This window comes from Trinickia fusca (assembly GCF_003628145.1).
GTDB classification, from domain to species: Bacteria; Pseudomonadota; Gammaproteobacteria; order Burkholderiales; family Burkholderiaceae; genus Trinickia; species Trinickia fusca.
Genome location: NZ_RBZV01000005.1, coordinates 242,744 through 261,108, shown reverse-complemented (window position 1 = coordinate 261,108; position 18,365 = coordinate 242,744). Strand labels below are relative to the sequence as shown.

Here is an 18,365-nt window from a genome sequence, read left to right as displayed (position 1 = left end):
CCCGCGCCTCGCGCAGGCACCGCACACAACCTCAATGCCCGCTGATCGCGCCCCCCTTCGCGGCGCCGGCCGCGGAGCTGCCCGGGCCGTGGACGGGCGGTTTGCCACCCGATCGCATCTGGCTCGCATCGCCGCGGCCTTGGCTGGCACTGCTGTCGAAGCCGCTCCGCACCTTGTCCTCGAAACCTGTGCCTGCCCCGGCCATATGCGCCCCGATCCACGAAAACACGTTGTCGGGAATCACATGGATCAGGCTGAATGCTGTGTTGCACAGCGTCTGGCACATGCCTACGTACAGCACCACGAAGCCGATGATCATCACGATGCCCCGTGTCGAGCTGTACTGAGCGTTCTCCATCGCCACCCAGAACATCGAGTTGAGCAGCATGCCGAGCACGACGACGCTCGCGCCAGCCAACAGGAAACCAAACACCATGAACACCGGCCGCAACATCACGTTGAGCAGGAACACGTAGCCGTGCTGCGTGCGCTGCCCGAGCCCATCGCCGTCGCCGTCGAGGTGTGTCATCGCCCACAATGGGGACGCGACCATCGCCTCCGCCACCACCATGAACCACGAGATCACGCCGCTGAACCAGACGATGAACGGCAGCATCGGCATGTAGATCGACAACATCACGCCGAAGAAGAACAGCGAGATGACGATGGCGACGACGAACGGCTGCAGCGCACTGAGCGTGGGACCTTGGTCCGGCTTCGACGCCGCCTTCTGACCGATCATGCCCGATATGCCAGCCGTGAGCTTGCCGAGATCGGATGCATCGGACCCCGTGCTGGCGTAAGTAGCCAGCATCGAGCCGCCCGCATCGATGATGTCGTCGCCGACGCTCTTCATCGCCATCAACGGATTCAACGGCAGGCCGCCATTCGCGCCCTGGCCGCTTGCCATCAGCACCATCAAATCCTGCACGAGCTTTTTGCCCGGAAAGGTCCGCGCCAGGACGGATTGCGGATCGTTCATGCCTGAAGACAGATTGCCGATCGCCCTGGCCGTCGACATCGAGCCATCGGCCGGCGTCGTCGACGCATCCTCGTCTATCTGCTGCGCGTAGCTGGCCATCACGCTGCGATACAGCTGCGGGTACGGCAGGTTCGCAGGATCGGTGCCGGTCACGGCCGTGGCAACGGCAGCGGCCAACTCCGCGAGCTGCGTGTTCGCCTGCGCAAACGATTGGTACCACGAGCCGAGCATGATCCACCCGTCGCGCGTCAGATTGGCCTCGATCGTGTGAGCCATCGCGGCGAACGCGCTATTTTCGTTGCTGAGCTCGGTCTGGATCTGCTGCTGATAGGCTTGTGCCGCGTTGTCGATCGTGGTCTGCGGATCGGGCGGGCGCGTCTGGCTGTTCACCGCGGAGACGTAGGTCTGTGCCGCGCTCGCAAGCGTCGCCTGCATCGTGGCAAGCGCGTTCTGCTGCGCGGTGAGCAACGACGCCTGCATCCCGCTCATATCGTTCGAGTAGGCGTTGAGGCCTGACATCGACGTCGTGCTCGACGACGCCCCATCGGCTGCATTCGCATTGATCTCGGCGCCGCCGCACGACAAGCCGTTGCCGTTCGTCAGCACGACCCTGCTGCCGCTCGAGTTGGCAGTGAATATCTCGGCCTGGACGTTGTCGGCGTTGACGCTCGCATCGGCAGGCAGATTCATGACGGCCTGGTTGGCCGAGGCCGCGCACAGGTTCGCCTCGAACAGCGAGCGCGACAGCGCCGTCACCTCGGGCACGATCGGCATCGCCACGAGCGAGCCGCCGCTCGTCAAGACACTGATCGACGCCGACATCGCGAGGTTCGCGATGCCTACGCCCATCATCGTGCCCCACAGCATGATGATCTGTGCGCCGCAATAGCCGCCGAACATCGGCACGAGCCCGGTGAAGCCCACGCCCATGCGGATGATGAACCACGGCGAAGACTTCTTCTGCCCGAGGAATTCGCCGTCCTGCCCGGTGGCGATCATCGCCGAACCGAAGTGATACATCGCCCATATCACGCCGACCGCGAGAATGCACGAGTTCAGCACCAGGAACACCTGCGAGATGAGGCCGCCCGAGGTCGCCCCGCCCGCCGTGCCGCCGCCCGAGAGCGGGTTCGTCGCGATGGCGCCGTAGATGAGCTGCAGGGCCGACATCGATTTGTCGGTGCCCGTCGAGGCCGCACTAGTGATGCTCGAAATCGATTGTGTCGACATCGTTTGGGCAAGTGCCATGCCCGACACGGCGAAGCCCCCCAGCAACGCGACGATGGCGCGCGCCCTTGCTGCGATTCTGTTCATGCGGTCTACGTCCGTTTGGTTAGCGATACGAAGGAATGCAAGCCGCGCCTCAAAGTGCCAGGTGCGGGTCGAGCAGCCGCTTGACCGCCCCGCCGACGGCGAAGAACTGCCCATAGCCGCCGAGCGGTGCATCGGGGAACGCCCGACCCTGCTCGATCTGCCAGAGCCGATGCTCGAACTTGAGCACGAACATCAAGCAGAACGCGACGAACAGCAAACCGAGGAACATGCCGAAGTAGTTGCGCCCCAAGCCACTGCCGAGCACGAAGCTCACGCTCACGAACGCAATGGCCATCGAGAGCTGCTTGCGTCGCACGCACGAACGCTCGATGGCCTCGAGCGGCAACGCATCGGCAGAACGCGAGGACAGCGCCTCGCTGAACGTTCGGGTGCGCGGATTCGTGCGTTGGGCGACGAGCTCGCGGTGCTGATCGACGATCGTGCGCATACCCGTAGCGGCCGTCTCCTTCATCGACGCCACCGCCTTGACGACCGAATACCCGGGAATCAGATAAAGGCCCGAGCGCGCGACGCGCGCCGCCTTGCCCGGTTTGTCCGGTGCCTGCTGCGCCGTTTCCTTTTCGCTCATGTCGCCAGCTCCGCTCTTTCGAGGCCGTACTTGACGACCAATTCGTTCACGACGGTATCGATGATGTTGTCGTCGTCGCGCCCGCCCTGTTCGACCTGACGGCTTTCCAGGTATTGCGCCGCCGTGCCGCTCGGGAATTCCTTTGCCAGAATGCGGCGTGCCTTGGCCGGCGAGGTGCGTTTGTATAGCCGCCGCCGCAGCCCCACGTCTTTGGCAGTCGTCGAGAACGCCCACAGTTCGATCGCGCCGGGCGCGTTGTGCAGCACCTGCGTGACCACGCCGCTCTTCGTCTGGTGCCAGACGAGAAACTTGCCGGCGCCGCGCACGTCGCGTTGCAACGCCGCCATCGCGGAGTTCGACAGGCCGAACATCTTTTGTGCCTCGGCACGCGAGCTCGGACTGCCCGCGTTCATGATGTAGGCCGAGAACGCCGACTCGGTGATCGACTCGCCGTCGGTTTCGAAATCGGCCATGAACTGGCTCGCCAGCGACACGCGGATGCCGTGCTTACGGCCCTCACGCCGATCGAGCGACAGCAGGCGTCGGAACGATTTCTTGCCGGCCGTACGGTGCACTTCGTCGACGCAGATCGCCTTCATCTCGTCCTTGATGTCCTCGTAGCGCACGCGATGCGCTTCGTGATAGAGCGGCGGCGCGAGATCGGCGATGCTCTCGGGCAGATAGTACTGGCGCGCCGCGATCTGCCGCGCGAACACGTACATGATTTCGGCGCGCTTCTCGCCGTCCTCGCCCGCACCGCGTGTCACCTCTTCGAGGTCGAGCGCAACGACACGCGATTGCTCATTGAGCTCGAAACGCGTATGCGATGCGATGATCGGAAAATCGCGCAGCGCCGAGGTGATGACCATGCGCATCGCGTCGATCAGCGTCATGCCGTTGTCGACGCGCGCCTTCGAGTCTTCTTTCGGCTCGAACACGCTGCGGATGCGCTCGGCGCCCAGCGATTCGATCAGGTCGGACAGGACGGGCACCGCGAAACGCTGCGCCAGGCGTGCTGGACGTGTGTGGCCGCGCGCAGTCAGATGATCGGTGACATCCCACCACGACGTGTATTCGTCGGCGACGAAGCCCGTCTGCGCGAGCGCCTCGTCGACGAACGGATCGACCGTCGGCTCGTAGCGCTTCTCCGAGCCACGCGTCGCATAGCGATCGTAGACTTCGTCGACGACCATGCCTGCGAGCTCCGAGGAGTTCGCGTATGGCAGCTTCTGTCCTACCGGTGTAGCGAGCGCGGTCAGCAGCGAAATCAGGAACTCGCGGTCGAACGCGGTCGGCCTGCGGCAACCCGGCAGCGTATCGAACGGATTGATCGAATATTCGCCCGTGTTGCGCAGACGAATGTAGATGGCTTCGTGCTTGCGATCGTCGGGCAGCGCGTTCTGGATCAGCTCGATGAGACCGCTCGAACTCACCCCCACGTCGATGATCGTGATCAGCGGCAGACGCTTGAGGCCCGGCGACAGAATCGCGCCGAGGTTCAGCGTATTGAGCCACACGGATTTACCCGAGCCCATGATGGCCCAGATCAGATCGATCCACGCGGTCTGCAGTGACGAATTCGGCTGGAACGGATACACCTTGCCGTCGAGCGTGCGCAGCAGAATCGAGCCGCCCGCGAACCAGGGCGAGGCCGCGCGCTGGATCGGGAACAGGCGCACGAGATCGCTGAGCGGCGGAATCATGCGCGGCGCGACGGACTTGTCGGTGAAGGCCGGCACCGTCGACGCAAGGCCTTGAATGGGATCGCCCGTATCGGTGCTGACCTGCGCGACGCCCCAGCCTTGCATCGCGCTCACGAGCGCCGAGAGGCGGTCTTCACAGGTCTTCTTGTCGGGCCCCCACGTGGCGGCGGTGATACGGACCGACACGTTGCATTCGCCGTCACGCTGCGCCTGCTCGAGTGCGTCGAACGAGCGCTTGATCGCCTTGTTCGTGCCGCCCATGAAGCCGATCACGCTGACGGCCAGATTCTTGAGCTTGGCCGATTCGAGCCCGCCCGGCTCGATCGTGAACTTGATGCGCCAGGGGATTTCCTTGCCGACCCGGTTGAACAGCATCATGAAGTCGTGCACTTCCTGCGGCCCGACCTCCATGTACGCCGAGCTGTGATATTCGCCGTTGACGTAGACGAAGTCGCCCTCGGTGCGGATCTTGCCCGAGCACATCTGCTCGGAAAGCTTCGGCAGGTACAAGCCCGAGATCGAATCGTTCCGCGTCTTGCGCGGCGTGAAGCGATCGCCGGGCAGCACGGGGCGCCACTTGTAATCGGTGCGGCGGCGATCGTATGCCTGCCGGATCGCGCGCACGGCGTCGTGCGTCGACATGCGCTCGACGTGCAGCTTCGCATGCACGAAATCGCGCTCCATCGCGTCGACGAACGTTTCATGCCGGCTCAGCAGGCCCTTCAGGATCGCCGTAACCGACTGCGCTTCGAGCATCGGCTGGACCTTGTGCTCTTTCATGCGCAGCCGGTGCGTTTCCATTTCGCGCTTGAGCTCGTCTGCCGACATCGACGACAGGTGCGTGTACAACATCACGTAGCACGACTCGTGCGAGCACAGCGAAGCCACGCGTTCGCAACGGTCGTCGAGCATGTCCTTGAGGTCGAGCCCCACGCGCTCGCACGTGTCGTACGACGGCTGCATGAGGCTGCGCACCTTATGGCGAATCATGTCGGGATCGCGCTCGAACGAGATCTCGACCGAATGACCCGCCTTCTGGAAAAACGAGGTCATGGCACGCCGCAGATCGTCGGTGATCTGCTCGAATTCGACCTCGCCGACCACGTCCATCGAGCCCGTCAGCTCGAAGATCGTCAGCATCGCGCACTGGCGCGTGATCAGGATGTAAGGCCGCGCGCCCTTCGGGTCCATTGCCGCCATCTGCTTGGCCCGCGGATCGTCCGGGTCCAGCCCGATGGCGGTTTCGAGCTGGCAATAAGCGGGCAGATCGGCGCCCAGCGCATGGCTCGAAATCCAGGCAATCAGGGCTTCGACGTTCTCGAGAAGGGTGCTTACGACACTCATGAATGGATCTCCGACACTTAGGTTCGACGCTGGGCGACATCGAGCGCTAGCGGCCCGAACGCGCGCGTTCGTACAGGTGTTTCCAGGTCGCGATCGGAAGCGACCGGTAGGTTTCGTCTATCCACCGCCGCACGTACTGTGCAAAGCGCGCGGGACGGTACAGCAGCGCCAGCGAGGCGAACGCGCCGACACGCTTGTCCGAATCCTCTTCGTGCAGCGCGTGCAAGGCCGTGGCGAAATCGGAGGGGTTGGCGCTGCCCCAGGCCGACGTCACCAACTGCGAACGGCTCGCCAGATGTTGAAGCAGCGCACGCGCGTCGGCCTTCTCGGCGTCGCTGCCGATTTCGAGCACGACCGCGATCGTCCGCTGCAAGTGATTGAGTTCGGCTTGCGGCATGCCTTCGAGCTGAACGAAGATGCCGTGTTTATCCGCGCCGATCTGGCCGAGGTGCTGGGTGCCGTGACACAGCGGATCGGCGACCTCGAGATTGTCGTCGCGAGAGTCGGCGTGGTTGTCGTTACGGTGATGCAGCTCCGTGTGCTGCGAACGAAAGCCGCAGAAGACGCAGCGATAGCCGCCTGCCGCCATGCGCGCCTGACGTTTTTGCGCATAGTCGGCATCGTCGGGTTCCAGGCGCTCGTCGTCCTGCCGCCAGACTTTGCGCTTGACGGAAAAGACGATGTCGCGGCAGCGGCGCGCGCCGAAGTTCGCGCCGAGCGCGCGATCGGGGGAGGCGAGCCCCGATCGTGCGTCGTCGCTCGAGCCCCCGGTCTCGCGCGCCGAGGACGCGTCCCCGACGCGACCGGTGCTCGAATCGAACGGTGAAGCCATGTTCGGGTCTCGCGAAAGGCCAGCCTCAGTGGGCGCTGGCCGGCATCGCGTCCATGTTGCTCGAGCTGGCGCCCATCGAGCCGGCAGCCGAGTTCATGATGTAGCCGATCATGCCCAGTGCGGGGCCGCCGAGACCGTAGCCGAAGATCGAGCCCGTCGTCACTTGCTGGTCGCCCTTGGACTTCTTGATGCCGTTGTTCACGCCGATGCCCGTGCTGACGATGCCGCCGCCGTAGAACGCGTAGATGATCATGTTGTAGACCGCGCCCATGTCGTTCTTGAGGCTCGTCGCCATGCCGCCGAGCGTGCTGCCGTTCGACTGCGCATTGGCGACGCCCGAGAACACGAGGCTCGTGACGGCGAACAGCATCAGCGCCGTGAAGGCCAGATGCTTGTTCGACAGACGCGTGGCGGCCGGCAGCGAAGCGTGCCAGAGCGCGGTGGCGACCATGATCACCGCGGCGATCGCCAGCGGCGGATTGATGACCATCAGGCGTCCGATGCCGGCCAGCACCATCGCGCCGACGATGAACGTGCGCGCGTGCTCGGTCGCATACAGATGCAGGCGTGCGAACGGGTTGATCAGAATTGCTTGAGGCATGGTGTGGTTGCTCCGTCAAAAGAGTGGATTGATGCCGAGTGTTCCTTGAAAAGCCGCGAGCGTGCCGTTGATGTTGACAAGCGCCGCGCCCCCCAGGATGTGAATGAAACCTTTCCAGGCGTAGTCTTCGTAACCCCCTCCTCCGCCCCCGCTGGAGGCTTTCCGTAACATCGTCCAGCCCTTCAGGGCGTACCACCACCCGAACGTCGAGATGATCGTCAGAATCGCGGTGATCGCAGGCGCAAAGGCGCCCGTTTGTGCGAGGTTCGCGTAGGAGATCACGTCGCCATAGGTGGTGTCCGATTGCCCCATGGAGCCGAGCGTGCTGTCCATCACGCCCGAGAAATTGACGATCAGCGCGCCGATGAAGAACGACGCGAAGATGCTCTGCCCCGAGATGTCCGTGCCCGGCGACGCCGATTTCTTGATCGCCTTTTGCAAGGCGCTCCCGCAATAGAAGATGCCGATGCCGACAGCCAGCACTTGTGCGAGCGCACGAAACGCGACGATGTCGGCCGCAATGCTCGTGACGATGCTGATCAGGTCCATTACTGGATCACCCCTGCGGTCGTATCGATTCGATAGTTGTCCGGATCGATCTTGATGACTTCCGCACGGCCGATCTTGTCGCCGACGGCAACGACCTGCTGCTTGCCGGTCTGCTCGTCTTCGATCCAGCCCTGCCCCGGTACGACCTGCTTGATGTGGTAGCCGACCAGCACCTCGACGCGCGCATGCTTGCCACGCGCGGCGTGGCGCGGGTGATGACGGTTCGCCGCCCCTTTCGCCGTACGCGGTGCCGACGCTGCATCCGCGCCGGATGCAGCCTGAATCATGGCGCTACCGCTCGCGTTCGTATTCGCATTGGCGTCCGAGCTTGCGCTCGCACTCGCACCGCTTGCCGCATCGGTGCCGGATGCCGCGTTCGCATCACTCGCAGCTGCAACCGTGTTCGTGTTCGCACGAAGATGCGTGTGCGCAATGCGCGTCGCATGCTTGCCGGCATGCCGCTGCGTTTTCTCGTGATGCCCGCGCGCGGCCTTCAATTCGGCTTGCAGCTTCGCGATCTCGAGGTCCTTCGGATCGGATGCGGCATTCGCACCGCCGATCGCAGCCGGTGTCGCGGCGGCTGGCTGCGCGCTTGCCGCCTCCCCCACGTTGGCGCTCGAGGCAGGGGCATTGGCATCGGCCGACGCCATCATGCCGGTCGCGCTCGTCGGCACGGCCGCCGGTGCGGCAGCCTGCGACGTCGACACCCCGGTTGGCGCAGCAGGCGTCTGTGCGGCATCGAAGACGGACGGCGGCGAACTTGTCGTCGCAGCACCCGGAGTCGCCGCAGGTTGCGCCGTAGCGCCATTGATTGCGCCTGAGGCCGTCGGCTGCAAACCACCCACAGCCGGACCCGCCACGAATGCGTTCGACGCCGACGGGTTCATCGCGGCCGGCAGCGGCGGAGGCGTAGCCGGACCGTGCGCCAGCATGCCGCCTTGCGGCAGCGGCGGCACGCCCGTCGCAGGATTGCCACCCGTGCCCGTATCGATCGCATCGGCCGACGCGTTCATGTTGTTGTTCGCCGCGCTCTGGTGCTTCGCGCCGAAGAAGTATTGATAGCCCACGCCGAGCACGACGAATACCGCCATCCCGCCGGCGATCAGCAGCAGCTTGGGCACGGCCTTCTTCGGCACCTGAACCTGCGTTTGCTCCTTGCCGAATTCGCCATACTCGTCAGCGCCCGCATAATCGGCTGCGCCGAAGTGAGGCTCGTGCGGCTCTTCATGTGCCTCCACGTCAAGCACGTTCGAGAAGTGGTCCTGTTCGCTCATTTGTCGTTGCTCGCATAGTGCGTATCGCACGTATTATACGTAAACATCGAAGCGCGCCAATGCCCTTATTGGAAGATCACGTCGGATTTGAAAAGGATCAGCAACGGCGTATTCATCTCCACGCGTCCGGTCACCGGTGGCACCGCGTTCACCTCGCGCTGAATCATGCCCTGCACACCGGTCATGCCCCCCGACACCGCGGCGCCTTCGAGCTGGCGCGCCGACGGATTCGGGTTTTGCGCGATGGTCGTGCCGCCAAGCGCGTTCTGCGTGACGGTCGAGCCTGCGTTGCTGTAGACGCTGCCCGCGGCGCTCAGCGCCCCGAGCAACGCCGGCACCGCCACACGCGCGATCACGTGGTGATCGAGGTCGGCCGGCAGCGCGTTGCTCAGCGTCGACTCGTTCAATGCGACCGCATTGATCGGGATCGTCCTGCCGCCACATTGCATCGACGTGAACGAAGCCGTCACGGCCTCTCCTGTCAGCTTGCCGTTGCCCATCAATTCGCCGCCCTTACAGGGCCCTTGGTCGAGCACTGCCAGCACATCCGACGGCGCATCGGTATCGATGGCGTTTTCAAGGTGGGCGTAGAACTTGTCGCTCGCATGAATCAGCGCCACTTTGCTTGCCTGTTGCTGCGCCGCAGCCACCGCTTGCGCCGCGCTGGTCGCCGCCGTCATCGATGCCGCCGCCGCTTGCGCCTCCTTTTGCAGCCCCAGGACCTCCTGCGATTGCGGCGCCCGATCCCATTGATTGACGAGCTGCTGAACCTGCATGCCCACCCCTTGGGTCGGCGACGGCAGCGACGGCAATGGCAACGGCGAGATCTGTCCGCCTTGCGGCTGCCCCGGAAGCGGTGCCGCCTGCGTCGGAACCATGCCGCTCGGATGCTGGAAGTCGACCTTCTGCGCCGCCGGATCGCCGCGCTGCTCGAGCACCTGCTCGATCTGCGCGTTGCGGTCGGAGAACGCCGGGATGAACGTCGCGCCGGTCTTCTGCGCTTGCGCGAGCCCTTCCTGATTGGCCTTGTTCAGCGTTTGCGTGTAATGCGGCGTTTCCGGCGAAGGCGTGCCGCCTTGCGCCGAGACGGAGGGAATGTCCATCTCGTTCGCCTTGTCGGGTCGATGCTTCATGGCGACGAATGCAACGCCAACGCTGGCCGCCGCCACGACCGTAATCGCGGCAATCACCTTCGCATTGCGCAAGAAGCCGGGGTGCAGCTTTCGCTCTTGCTCGGCCATCGTTACTCCAGGTCCAGAATGATGTTGTGACTGACGCCGTTCTCGCTGACGGTCACGACCGGCGTCGTGGGAATGTCGTAGACATGCGTGCCGTCAGCGCCCGTCACCGCGCCGTAATAAGCGGGGTCGCTCAGAAAGAGGTTCGTGCGCAGCAGGATGTGCTCGCCGATCTGCCATGCGCTCATGCCCGACGGCCCGTTTTCGATGCGGATGCGTTTGGCCTCCGGAGTCCCGGTGCCGTCGAGAATGGCCTGCATGCTGTCGCCGGGCAAATCGATGGCCGGCGTCGCCATCGCGGGCGCCGTGGCATTGGGGCCGCGACGCGGAATGCGGATGTCCTGGCGATAGTCGGTCTCGCGCTGCCCCGCGATCATCTTCACGACGATCGGAAACGACAGGCCCTTCAGGAACACGGCCACGTCCCCTTCCACATACGTACCCGCCGCCGTGATCGTGATCGTCGGCACGCCCGGCACGGGCCGCAACACTTCGAAGCGGCCCTTCGCCATGTTGTCGACTTCGGTGATGTCCCACGGCGCGCCCGCGCTGTCGATGAACGTGACGGCCGAGCCGAGGTCGCTCACGCGCACGATCGGCGGCGGCGCCCCTGGCGACAAGTCCACCGTCTGCACCGAATAGACCGGCTTGGGCGGGCGCGTAGGGTTCGCCGACGCCGCGCGCTTGGCGTCGTCGATGCGCTTGCGCAATGCGCGGATCTGCGGCCCCGTAAGCGGCGTAACGAGGTCGACGGCGGCGTCGAAATTGGCGTTCGACTGTTGCGCCAACGGCGGCAAAGGCTGCGGCGCGTTCGGGTTGGCATACACACCTTGCCGCGTTGCCCCTTGCGCACCGCCACCGGCCGCCGCCCCATAGGCGTCGCCGGCGCCCCCGTTGGCAGCCATGTTGGTGGGGCGCGCCATCTGCGCCGCCGCGATGTGAGTCAGGCCAAGCAGCGCGATGGCCAGTACCGGTCTCGTGAGCGAACGGCTCATCAGCATCACCTCAGAACGGGCTACCCGTCACCACGGCATACATCCGGCGCGTGTCCATGATGCCCGTCAGCCAGTCCTGCGCACGACGATTCGGCGCACTCTGCCAGAGCTCCTCGAGTTCCTTGCGCGTGGCAATGAACGGGTCGATCAGTTCGAACTCATGATGCCAATCGGTGCCCTCAACACTAGCCAAAGGATGCGTGCCCTCTTTGTCCTTCGATGCTTCGGCTATCTCGATCGCCGTCGGAAGGGGTTTGAAGCCGTCAGTCATGCCGTCACCTAGTTGTTTTGACCGTTGCCAATAATCTGAAGTGCTGTCGTCGAAATCCCCTTCGGGTTGTCGACAGTCGGGACGCGCTGAATGTGCGTTTCGATGATGAAGCTGTAGGAGCGCCGCTCCGTCTGGTTCACCAGCGTGATCGAAATAGGCTGCTGCACCGTCCACTTGTAGCCGCGCGGATCGCGGGCATCGACGGCCGAGATCACGCCTGCCCCGGTAGCGACGGCCGACGACACGAGCCGCGCTTCACGAATCTTCGTGAGCAGGTTGCTCTTGTCGAACGCCGTCATCAGCGCGTGAAAGCCTTCGTCGGTGTAGCAGTCGTGCAGTGACTGGAGCTTGGTGCGCATCTGGTCGGCGACGAAGTCGAGCGAGAACGAGCGGGTCACACAGTTCTGCGCGAACTGCACCACTTCCTCGGGCGACACGAGCGGCTCGGAAAGCGGAGCCAGACGCATGATTCGGCCGTCGGCTGTCACGGCGAAATAAACCGGCGGTACGTTTCTCGTCATCAGCACCACATTGGCCGTCACCGAAACCAGCAATGCAATGCCGAGAATCAGATTGGTGCCCAGCAATTTCGGCCAACTGAATTTATAGAGGAACGTCTCGGTCAATAGCCTGACAGCCGGATGGACCTCGAATACGCCGCGCGAAGCCTGACTGGGTTGAGCATTAGGCGAAGCCATGGTCTTCCACTCCGGCTTGATAACGCTGCGGATAAAGCAAATGTATTTCGCGGATGCCCTGCTCGGCGAATTCGGCATGCAATGCCTTGGTCTGCTCGAGCAGACGGCGCGCGCTTTCGAGCGATTCGGCTCGCGTGGGCGTAGTAGCGCGCTGCGGAACACGCACGCACTCGGCGCTGGTCAGCACCCGGACCAGCCGTGCGGCAATCTCGGCACTCGGTGTCGCGCCCTGTTCGACCCTCGTCAGATACGAACGCGAGATCCGGGCCTGCTCGCAGATCTTGTTCGTATCCAGATTGTTGGCTATTCGATACGCTTTGAGCAGCGTAAGTGGCTTTGGTCTTGTGCTCATATCCCCGTACGCGTTTCTATATCGTTATAACGGTACGCAATTATTCTTACTAATTTTTTTCCTGTCAAGCAATTTCAGACAGTCAAGCTGAGTTGCACTTTGTTACCTGTTTGTCGAACCTCTGCAATCCCGCTTATTCCGACTTCCGACCCCAATAGAAAGCCCCGTCATATCGGCATTCGCGGCAATTTCAACATGACGACGAACACCCTCACCTCGATCGCCGCCCCTCGATTCATGTCGCGATCGCCGCATCGCAGATCGTCGTCAATAGTACGTATGATGAACTGTATACGCAACACAGTTGCCTTTTAAATGTTTCGTATGATAGCCTTGATACGAAATACTCGACGTCACGCACAAGCATCGCGTCGATTCGGACAGACAGAGCTTTCCATATGCGATCGACATACGTTTTGACTGCGGCCTTGATCTCCTGCCTCGCTGGCTGCGTGACGCAGCCGGCGCCCGTCGACGAAACGGGCCACAAGCTCGATGGCCAACTCGACGACTCGGCGCGGCGCATCGACGCGCTGCTGGTCGACATTTCGCGTGCCGGCGGCATTTCGGCGGTCGTGCCCAAAAGCGGCACCGTGCTCGTCTCGGGCGAGTTCATGACCGTGCAGTGGCGCGGCGATGCGCCCGAGGTTCTGCGCAAGATCGCCGAAGCGAAGGGATTGCAGTTCTCCGTCAGCGGCCGTGCCGTGCCGCTCCCGGTGTCGATCGACGCGACCAACACGAGCTTCGTGCAGGTGCTCGAGAACATCGGCACGCAATTGGGCGGACGCGCCGACGTGGTGTTGAAGGCCGATGCGCTGGAGCTTCGCTACCGTGCGCTCTGAACGGCCAGCCTTGCGCACCGTCTGTGCGGCGGCGTGGTGCGGCGTGCTCATCGCTGCAGCGCCCGCTCGCGTGTTGGGTGCCGAGCACGACACGTCGGGTTTCTCCGTCGACGACATCGCCAACCTCTCGGTCGACACGATGCCGGTCGCTGCGGCGATCTCGCCGATTCGTGCCAACGAGCTGCGCGAGCTCGCCTTGCCGCTCGGCAGTCATCGCGGGCTGGCCGATCGCTCGGCCATTCTGATCGCCGAACTCGAAGCGCGCGCCGCGAGGCTCGACACGTTGTACCGCTTCGGCGCGCTGGTCACGAAGAACGGCGTGCTGCCGCCCGTCATCACCGAAGCGCGTGACGCCATCGAGGCCACGACCGACCAGGTTCGCCGCGCCGACGCCATGTACAAGATCATCGTGCCCGCACGGTTCGTGACCTTGCCGCCCACCTGGCGCGACTACCTGTTCATCGGGCTTCGCATCAAGCCGCAGGTCGACGCATTGCCATTCTCGGGAATGCTCCCCAAGACCACGGCCGAGCGCGCCTACTGGAAGGACCAGGTCATGCTCGGCTATGCGCAGGGCCAGGCGCTGGCCGATCAGATCCTCGAAACGAATCTTGCAAGACTGAATCGCGATTACACGGGAATGCTGCGCTACTCCGAATTGCTCAACAAAGGAATGGTCTCCGAACCGGAAGTGGCCGTCGCGCCGCGCGTCGTGTCGGGCGACCGCAATCACATCGACGTCGGCGACACGCTCTATCGCGTGACCGATCACGGCGGCTTCGTCACCGATCCGTCGAAATGGCAAGCCGTGATCGCTGCCCCATCCGCCCCGCAAGGCGCGTCGATAGGTCCGGCCACCTCGGGGAGCAAGCGATGATCGAAGCACCGCAACCGTTCAAGCTCGAGGCCAACTTCGGCGCCAACGAGCTCCAAGCCTTTCTCGCCTACTGCGCCGAAGTGGGCTCGTCCGACATCGTCTTTCAGACGGGCGACGTCGTATGGGGCGAAATCAAGGGCCGTCAGATTCCGTTGACCGAGCGCACGATCAAGGACGGCGAGATCAAGACGATGCTCGCGGTGTCGTTCGGCAGTGAGCTGATCGGCGTGATCAAAGGCGGCAACGATGCCGACCGCCCGTATCGCTTCGTCATCGAGCGCGATACGAGCCGCTACCGGGTCAACATCGCGGGCGCGCAGATCGGCGACGCCGAGGACGGCCTGTCGATCACGATGCGGACGATTCCCGAGACGCCGCCCACGCTCGAGGCGCTGAAGTTGCCCGCGGGCATCCTCGAGAACTTGTTCCAGCCGCGCGGCCTCGTGCTCATCTGCGGCCCGACCGGCTCGGGCAAGACGACGCTGATGTCGTCGTTCTACGCAGACGTCTCCGAGAACAACGGCGACGCGAAGATCCTGCTCTACGAAGACCCGATCGAATTTCTGTTCACGAAGGTCAAGAACTGCGGCCCGAAGATCCGGCAGATGCAGATCGGCCGCCACATCCCGAGCTTCGCACGCGGCATTCGCAACGCGATGCGCTGCAAGCCGACCCTCATCGGCATCGGCGAGGCGCGTGATGCCGAAACGATCGGCGCGCTCGTCGAAGCCGCGCTGACGGGCCACGGCGCGTACGGGACGATGCATACCGAGAGCGTCTCCGAAACGATCAGTCGCGCGATTCAAGTGTTTCCGGCCGATCAGCATTCGGCGATCGCCTCGAAGATCCTCGGCTCGCTGCGGCTCATCGTCGTGCAGATTCTGGTGCCCACGCTCGACGGCAATCGGGTGGCCGTGCGCGAGTACCTGTACTTCGACAGCGATACCAAACGCCAGATGAGCGACATGCCCTACACGCAATGGGGTGCGTTCCTGCGCAAGGTCGTCGCCGAGAGGAAGCAAGACATGGCGCATGGCCTGCGCGAGTTGCGCGATGCGGGGCTCATCGACGAGAAGGCCTACCGTCGCTACGCGGGGGAATCGAACGAATGAAAGTGCGTCGCTCAATCTGGCGCGATGCGTCGCTGACGCCGCGCATTCTCGGCATCGATGCACGCGGCTATTTCCCGATCCTGATCGCGCTTTACTTTCCGCGCATCTGGACATTTGCCGCGGCCCTCCTCGCGATCGTCGGCTTCTACCTGATGGAACGCAAGGGCTACACGCTGCCCGTGCTGTTGCGCGCCATTCGCCACACGCTGCGCGGCACGGCGATCCACGGGCGCGCCTGGTGGCATCACCGGAGATACTACGAATGAAAAGGTGCGACATGCACAACATCAAGATCGTTGCCGCACTGTCGGCCCTTGGGCTCGGCCTCGTGTGCGCCCCGGCCGCGCGAGCAGGCTTCATCAACGAAACGCCGCCGCCCGCCGCGCCGAGCCCGGTTGCCACGGCCGACGACTCGACCGACATCGCCGTCAAGCCGCTCGCCGAGCCGGCGCCGACTCCGGTGCCGGTCAGAAAGATCACGCAAGTCGGTTTTCGGCCTTCCGACATCGAGATACCGCGCGGCAAGGGGCATGACATCGCCCTGGCGGACATGTTGCCCGTCATCGTGCCGCATACGTTCCGCATCGAATTCAACGACGTCGATCGCGACCAGACCGGTGCATGGAGCGGTGGGCTGCCGTGGGACATCGTGCTTGCGAATGCCATCGCACCGCTTACCAGCGTGGCCGTGACGATCGATTGGGACCATCACCTCGTCTCGCTGCACCGCATGCCCGGCATGGCCACGCGCGTGACGAGCCACAAGACCGATGCGCCTGATCCGCAATCGAGTGCCGACACGGCCGTGTCGTTCGCGCTCGTCGGCGGCCAATCGCTCGAAACGCAGCTGTCGGGCTGGGCCAAGCAAGCGGGCTGGGCCATCACATGGAATACGCCCGACGACTGGGTCGTGCCGCACGACTACGCCTACGGCACCGACTTCCAGAGCGCCGTCGAAAAAGTCTTCACGCAAATGGCCGAAGACGGTGCCGACGTGCGTGCGGACATCTGGAAGGGGAATCACTCAGTCGTCGTCGATAAAGCAGGAGTCATGGAATGACGCGTTCATTGCCCTACGTCACCGCCACCGCTGCTGCGACGGCGATTCTGTTCATGCTTGCCGGTTGCGGCGTGCAGCAAGTGAACCGCGAGCAAGCGTCCCTCGATGCGCAAGCGCGTTCGAACTACGACAACGTCCGTGCCACCCGCCCCGTGGTCGCCGTACACGAAGGCGCGTGGCTGCTCGGCGAGAAAATCCGCGCGAGCAAGCCGCAACCCGAGGTGTACGACAAGCGCGTCGTCTTCAAGGACAGCGAATCGGCCACGCTGCGCGACATCGCCGCCTGGATCGCCGAAAACGTCGGCGTGCAGGCGGTCATCGATGCCTCCGTGCAAACATCGAGCGCCACCAACATGGCAACGGGCTCACCGGCGTCAGGCTCGCTTTCGCTGCCCTCGCCGGATGCAGCGGGCGGCACGATGCGTCTGCCCAACCTGCCGCCCGCCGCCATGGCCTCGTTTCCCACGGTAGGCGCAGGCGGTAGCAGTGCGCGCGATGGACAGGTGTTCGAGCCGCCGCGCCCGCCGCTGCGCTACGTGGGATCGTTCAAAGGCTTTCTCGACGTCGTCGATGCGCATTACGGCGTCTGGTCGCGCTATCAGGACGGCACCGTCACGTTCTTCAAGACCGAGACGCGCAGCTTCACGCTGCCCAGCATCGCCGACATCGCGAGCATGAACGGCTCGATCTCGACCGGCGATTCGAGCGGCTCGCAATCATCGCAAGGGCCCGGCGGCGGCTCGTCGACGGCCAGTTCGGCACAGACGAGCACGGGCGGCTCCAGCAACTCCGGCACGGGTGGACAGACGATCACGCTCGGCGTGCAGGTCAGTCCGTGGGAAACCCTCGAGAAGACTGCCGCCGCCGTTGCCGGCCCCGGCGCGCAAGTGGTGGCCGACAAGAACCTCGGCGTGCTGACGATCACGGGCACGCCACCGCAATGCGACCGCGTCGATGGCTGGGTCAAGAGCCTCGAAGCGATGTTCGGCAAGCAAGTGGCGATCGACGTGCACGTCTATCAGGTGCAACTCACGCAAGAGGACAACTACGGCCTGAACTTCACGCTCGCCTACAAGACAGCGGGCGGCCATACCGGCTTCAAGGTCTCCGGCGCGGCGCCGCCGACGGTCATGAGCAGTTCCGCGCCGATGACCTTCGGCGCCAACATCCTGAGCGGCACGCTCAACGGCACGAATGCAGCCGTGCAGGCGCTGTCGACGCTCGGTAACGTGTCGCAGCTGATCTCGCGCTCGGGCATCACGCAAAACGGCAAGCTGCTCGCGCTGCAGGCGGCCAAGCAGCAGAGCTACGTGTCGTCGACGCAGAGCACGCAGACGGCCAGCGTCGGCTCGTCCACGACGATGCAGACGGCCACGCTGGTACCCGGCTTCACGAGCAGCTTCCTGCCGAAGGTCATCGACGGCCGCATCCTCATCGACTTCGACATGACGTTGTCGGATCTGCTGAACCTGCAGACGTTCACGTCGGGTTCGGGCTCGGGCCAGTCGAGCGTGCAGCTGCCGACGATGCAGGTCACACGCTTCGAACAGAGCGTGAGCCTGAAGCCTGGCGAAACGCTCGTGCTGACAGGCATGCGTCAGCAGTCGACGAACAGCACGAACAACGGTGTCGGCAGCCCCTACATGCCCCTGCTCGGCGGCGGTATCGACGCGCAGCGCGCCGACAGCGTCATCGCCGTCGTCATCACGGCGCGCCTGCTGTAACGGAGTAC

The 18,365-nt window shown here is 64.0% G+C and carries 18 protein-coding genes; 6 read left to right on the top strand and 12 right to left on the bottom strand.

Translation table 11 applies throughout. The features are described from left to right. Positions 1-31 precede the first annotated feature (31 nt). The 12 genes from D7S89_RS15245 to D7S89_RS15190 form a co-directional block, all read right to left on the bottom strand. The gene (locus tag D7S89_RS15245) at positions 32-2,296 is read right to left on the bottom strand and encodes a DotA/TraY family protein (RefSeq protein WP_245982932.1); all 2,265 of its coding nucleotides are present in this window, start codon (positions 2,294-2,296) and stop codon (positions 32-34) included. A gap of 49 nt (positions 2,297-2,345) precedes the next feature. Further along, positions 2,346-2,885, bottom strand: coding sequence for a hypothetical protein (locus D7S89_RS15240; RefSeq protein WP_121278531.1), 540 nt, complete (start codon positions 2,883-2,885; stop codon positions 2,346-2,348). Further along, positions 2,882-5,932, bottom strand: coding sequence for a hypothetical protein (locus tag D7S89_RS15235; protein ID WP_121278530.1), 3,051 nt, complete (start codon positions 5,930-5,932; stop codon positions 2,882-2,884). Before D7S89_RS15235 ends, D7S89_RS15240 begins: the two co-directional genes overlap by 4 nt. 46 nt (positions 5,933-5,978) lie before the next feature. Beyond that, complete coding sequence (locus D7S89_RS15230) at positions 5,979-6,764, bottom strand: hypothetical protein (protein ID WP_121278529.1); 786 nt, start codon at positions 6,762-6,764, stop codon at positions 5,979-5,981. A gap of 25 nt (positions 6,765-6,789) precedes the next feature. Continuing rightward, a complete protein-coding gene (locus D7S89_RS15225) occupies positions 6,790-7,365 on the bottom strand; it encodes a hypothetical protein (RefSeq protein WP_121278528.1) in 576 nt (191 codons plus the stop codon). Positions 7,366-7,380: 15 nt separating this feature from the next. Then, complete coding sequence (traQ, locus tag D7S89_RS15220; protein WP_121278527.1) at positions 7,381-7,914, bottom strand: conjugal transfer protein TraQ; 534 nt, start codon at positions 7,912-7,914, stop codon at positions 7,381-7,383. After that, positions 7,914-9,188, bottom strand: coding sequence for a hypothetical protein (locus D7S89_RS15215; protein ID WP_121278526.1), 1,275 nt, complete (start codon positions 9,186-9,188; stop codon positions 7,914-7,916). The genes traQ and D7S89_RS15215 overlap by 1 nt, the downstream gene beginning before the upstream one ends. A 65-nt stretch (positions 9,189-9,253) precedes the next feature. Continuing rightward, complete coding sequence (locus tag D7S89_RS15210) at positions 9,254-10,429, bottom strand: DotG/IcmE/VirB10 family type IV secretion system protein (protein ID WP_121278525.1); 1,176 nt, start codon at positions 10,427-10,429, stop codon at positions 9,254-9,256. A 2-nt stretch (positions 10,430-10,431) separates the two neighbouring features. Next, entirely contained in the window at positions 10,432-11,421 is a 990-nt protein-coding gene (locus tag D7S89_RS15205) for a DotH/IcmK family type IV secretion protein (RefSeq protein ID WP_183085212.1), read from the bottom strand. 10 nt (positions 11,422-11,431) lie between these two features. Beyond that, positions 11,432-11,692: a hypothetical protein gene (locus tag D7S89_RS15200; protein WP_121278523.1), complete on the bottom strand. Its 261-nt coding sequence runs from the start codon at positions 11,690-11,692 to the stop codon at positions 11,432-11,434. Between the two features lie 8 nt (positions 11,693-11,700). Beyond that, positions 11,701-12,390 carry a DotI/IcmL family type IV secretion protein gene (locus D7S89_RS15195; RefSeq protein WP_183085211.1) on the bottom strand — a complete coding sequence of 230 codons (690 nt, stop codon included), beginning with the start codon at positions 12,388-12,390 and terminating at the stop codon, positions 11,701-11,703. Next, positions 12,377-12,742: a helix-turn-helix domain-containing protein gene (locus tag D7S89_RS15190; RefSeq protein WP_121278521.1), complete on the bottom strand. Its 366-nt coding sequence runs from the start codon at positions 12,740-12,742 to the stop codon at positions 12,377-12,379. Before D7S89_RS15190 ends, D7S89_RS15195 begins: the two co-directional genes overlap by 14 nt. A 416-nt stretch (positions 12,743-13,158) precedes the next feature. On the opposite strand from D7S89_RS15190, the gene D7S89_RS15185 reads away from it, so the two are divergent. From D7S89_RS15185 to D7S89_RS15160, 6 genes are read left to right on the top strand one after another with little or no spacing between them, the layout of a single operon-like run. After that, a complete protein-coding gene (locus tag D7S89_RS15185; protein WP_220702157.1) occupies positions 13,159-13,584 on the top strand; it encodes a DotD/TraH family lipoprotein in 426 nt (141 codons plus the stop codon). Positions 13,585-13,627: 43 nt separating this feature from the next. Further along, positions 13,628-14,461: a type IV secretory system conjugative DNA transfer family protein gene (locus D7S89_RS15180; protein WP_220702156.1), complete on the top strand. Its 834-nt coding sequence runs from the start codon at positions 13,628-13,630 to the stop codon at positions 14,459-14,461. Then, positions 14,458-15,573: a type IV pilus twitching motility protein PilT gene (locus D7S89_RS15175; protein WP_183085209.1), complete on the top strand. Its 1,116-nt coding sequence runs from the start codon at positions 14,458-14,460 to the stop codon at positions 15,571-15,573. The genes D7S89_RS15180 and D7S89_RS15175 overlap by 4 nt, the downstream gene beginning before the upstream one ends. Then, positions 15,570-15,839 carry an IcmT/TraK family protein gene (gene icmT, locus D7S89_RS15170; protein ID WP_121278517.1) on the top strand — a complete coding sequence of 90 codons (270 nt, stop codon included), beginning with the start codon at positions 15,570-15,572 and terminating at the stop codon, positions 15,837-15,839. The genes D7S89_RS15175 and icmT overlap by 4 nt, the downstream gene beginning before the upstream one ends. Further along, the gene (locus tag D7S89_RS27475; RefSeq protein WP_220702155.1) at positions 15,836-16,633 is read left to right on the top strand and encodes a toxin co-regulated pilus biosynthesis Q family protein; all 798 of its coding nucleotides are present in this window, start codon (positions 15,836-15,838) and stop codon (positions 16,631-16,633) included. The genes icmT and D7S89_RS27475 overlap by 4 nt, the downstream gene beginning before the upstream one ends. Further along, a complete protein-coding gene (locus D7S89_RS15160) occupies positions 16,630-18,357 on the top strand; it encodes a secretin N-terminal domain-containing protein (RefSeq protein ID WP_121278516.1) in 1,728 nt (575 codons plus the stop codon). The genes D7S89_RS27475 and D7S89_RS15160 overlap by 4 nt, the downstream gene beginning before the upstream one ends. Positions 18,358-18,365 lie beyond the last annotated feature (8 nt).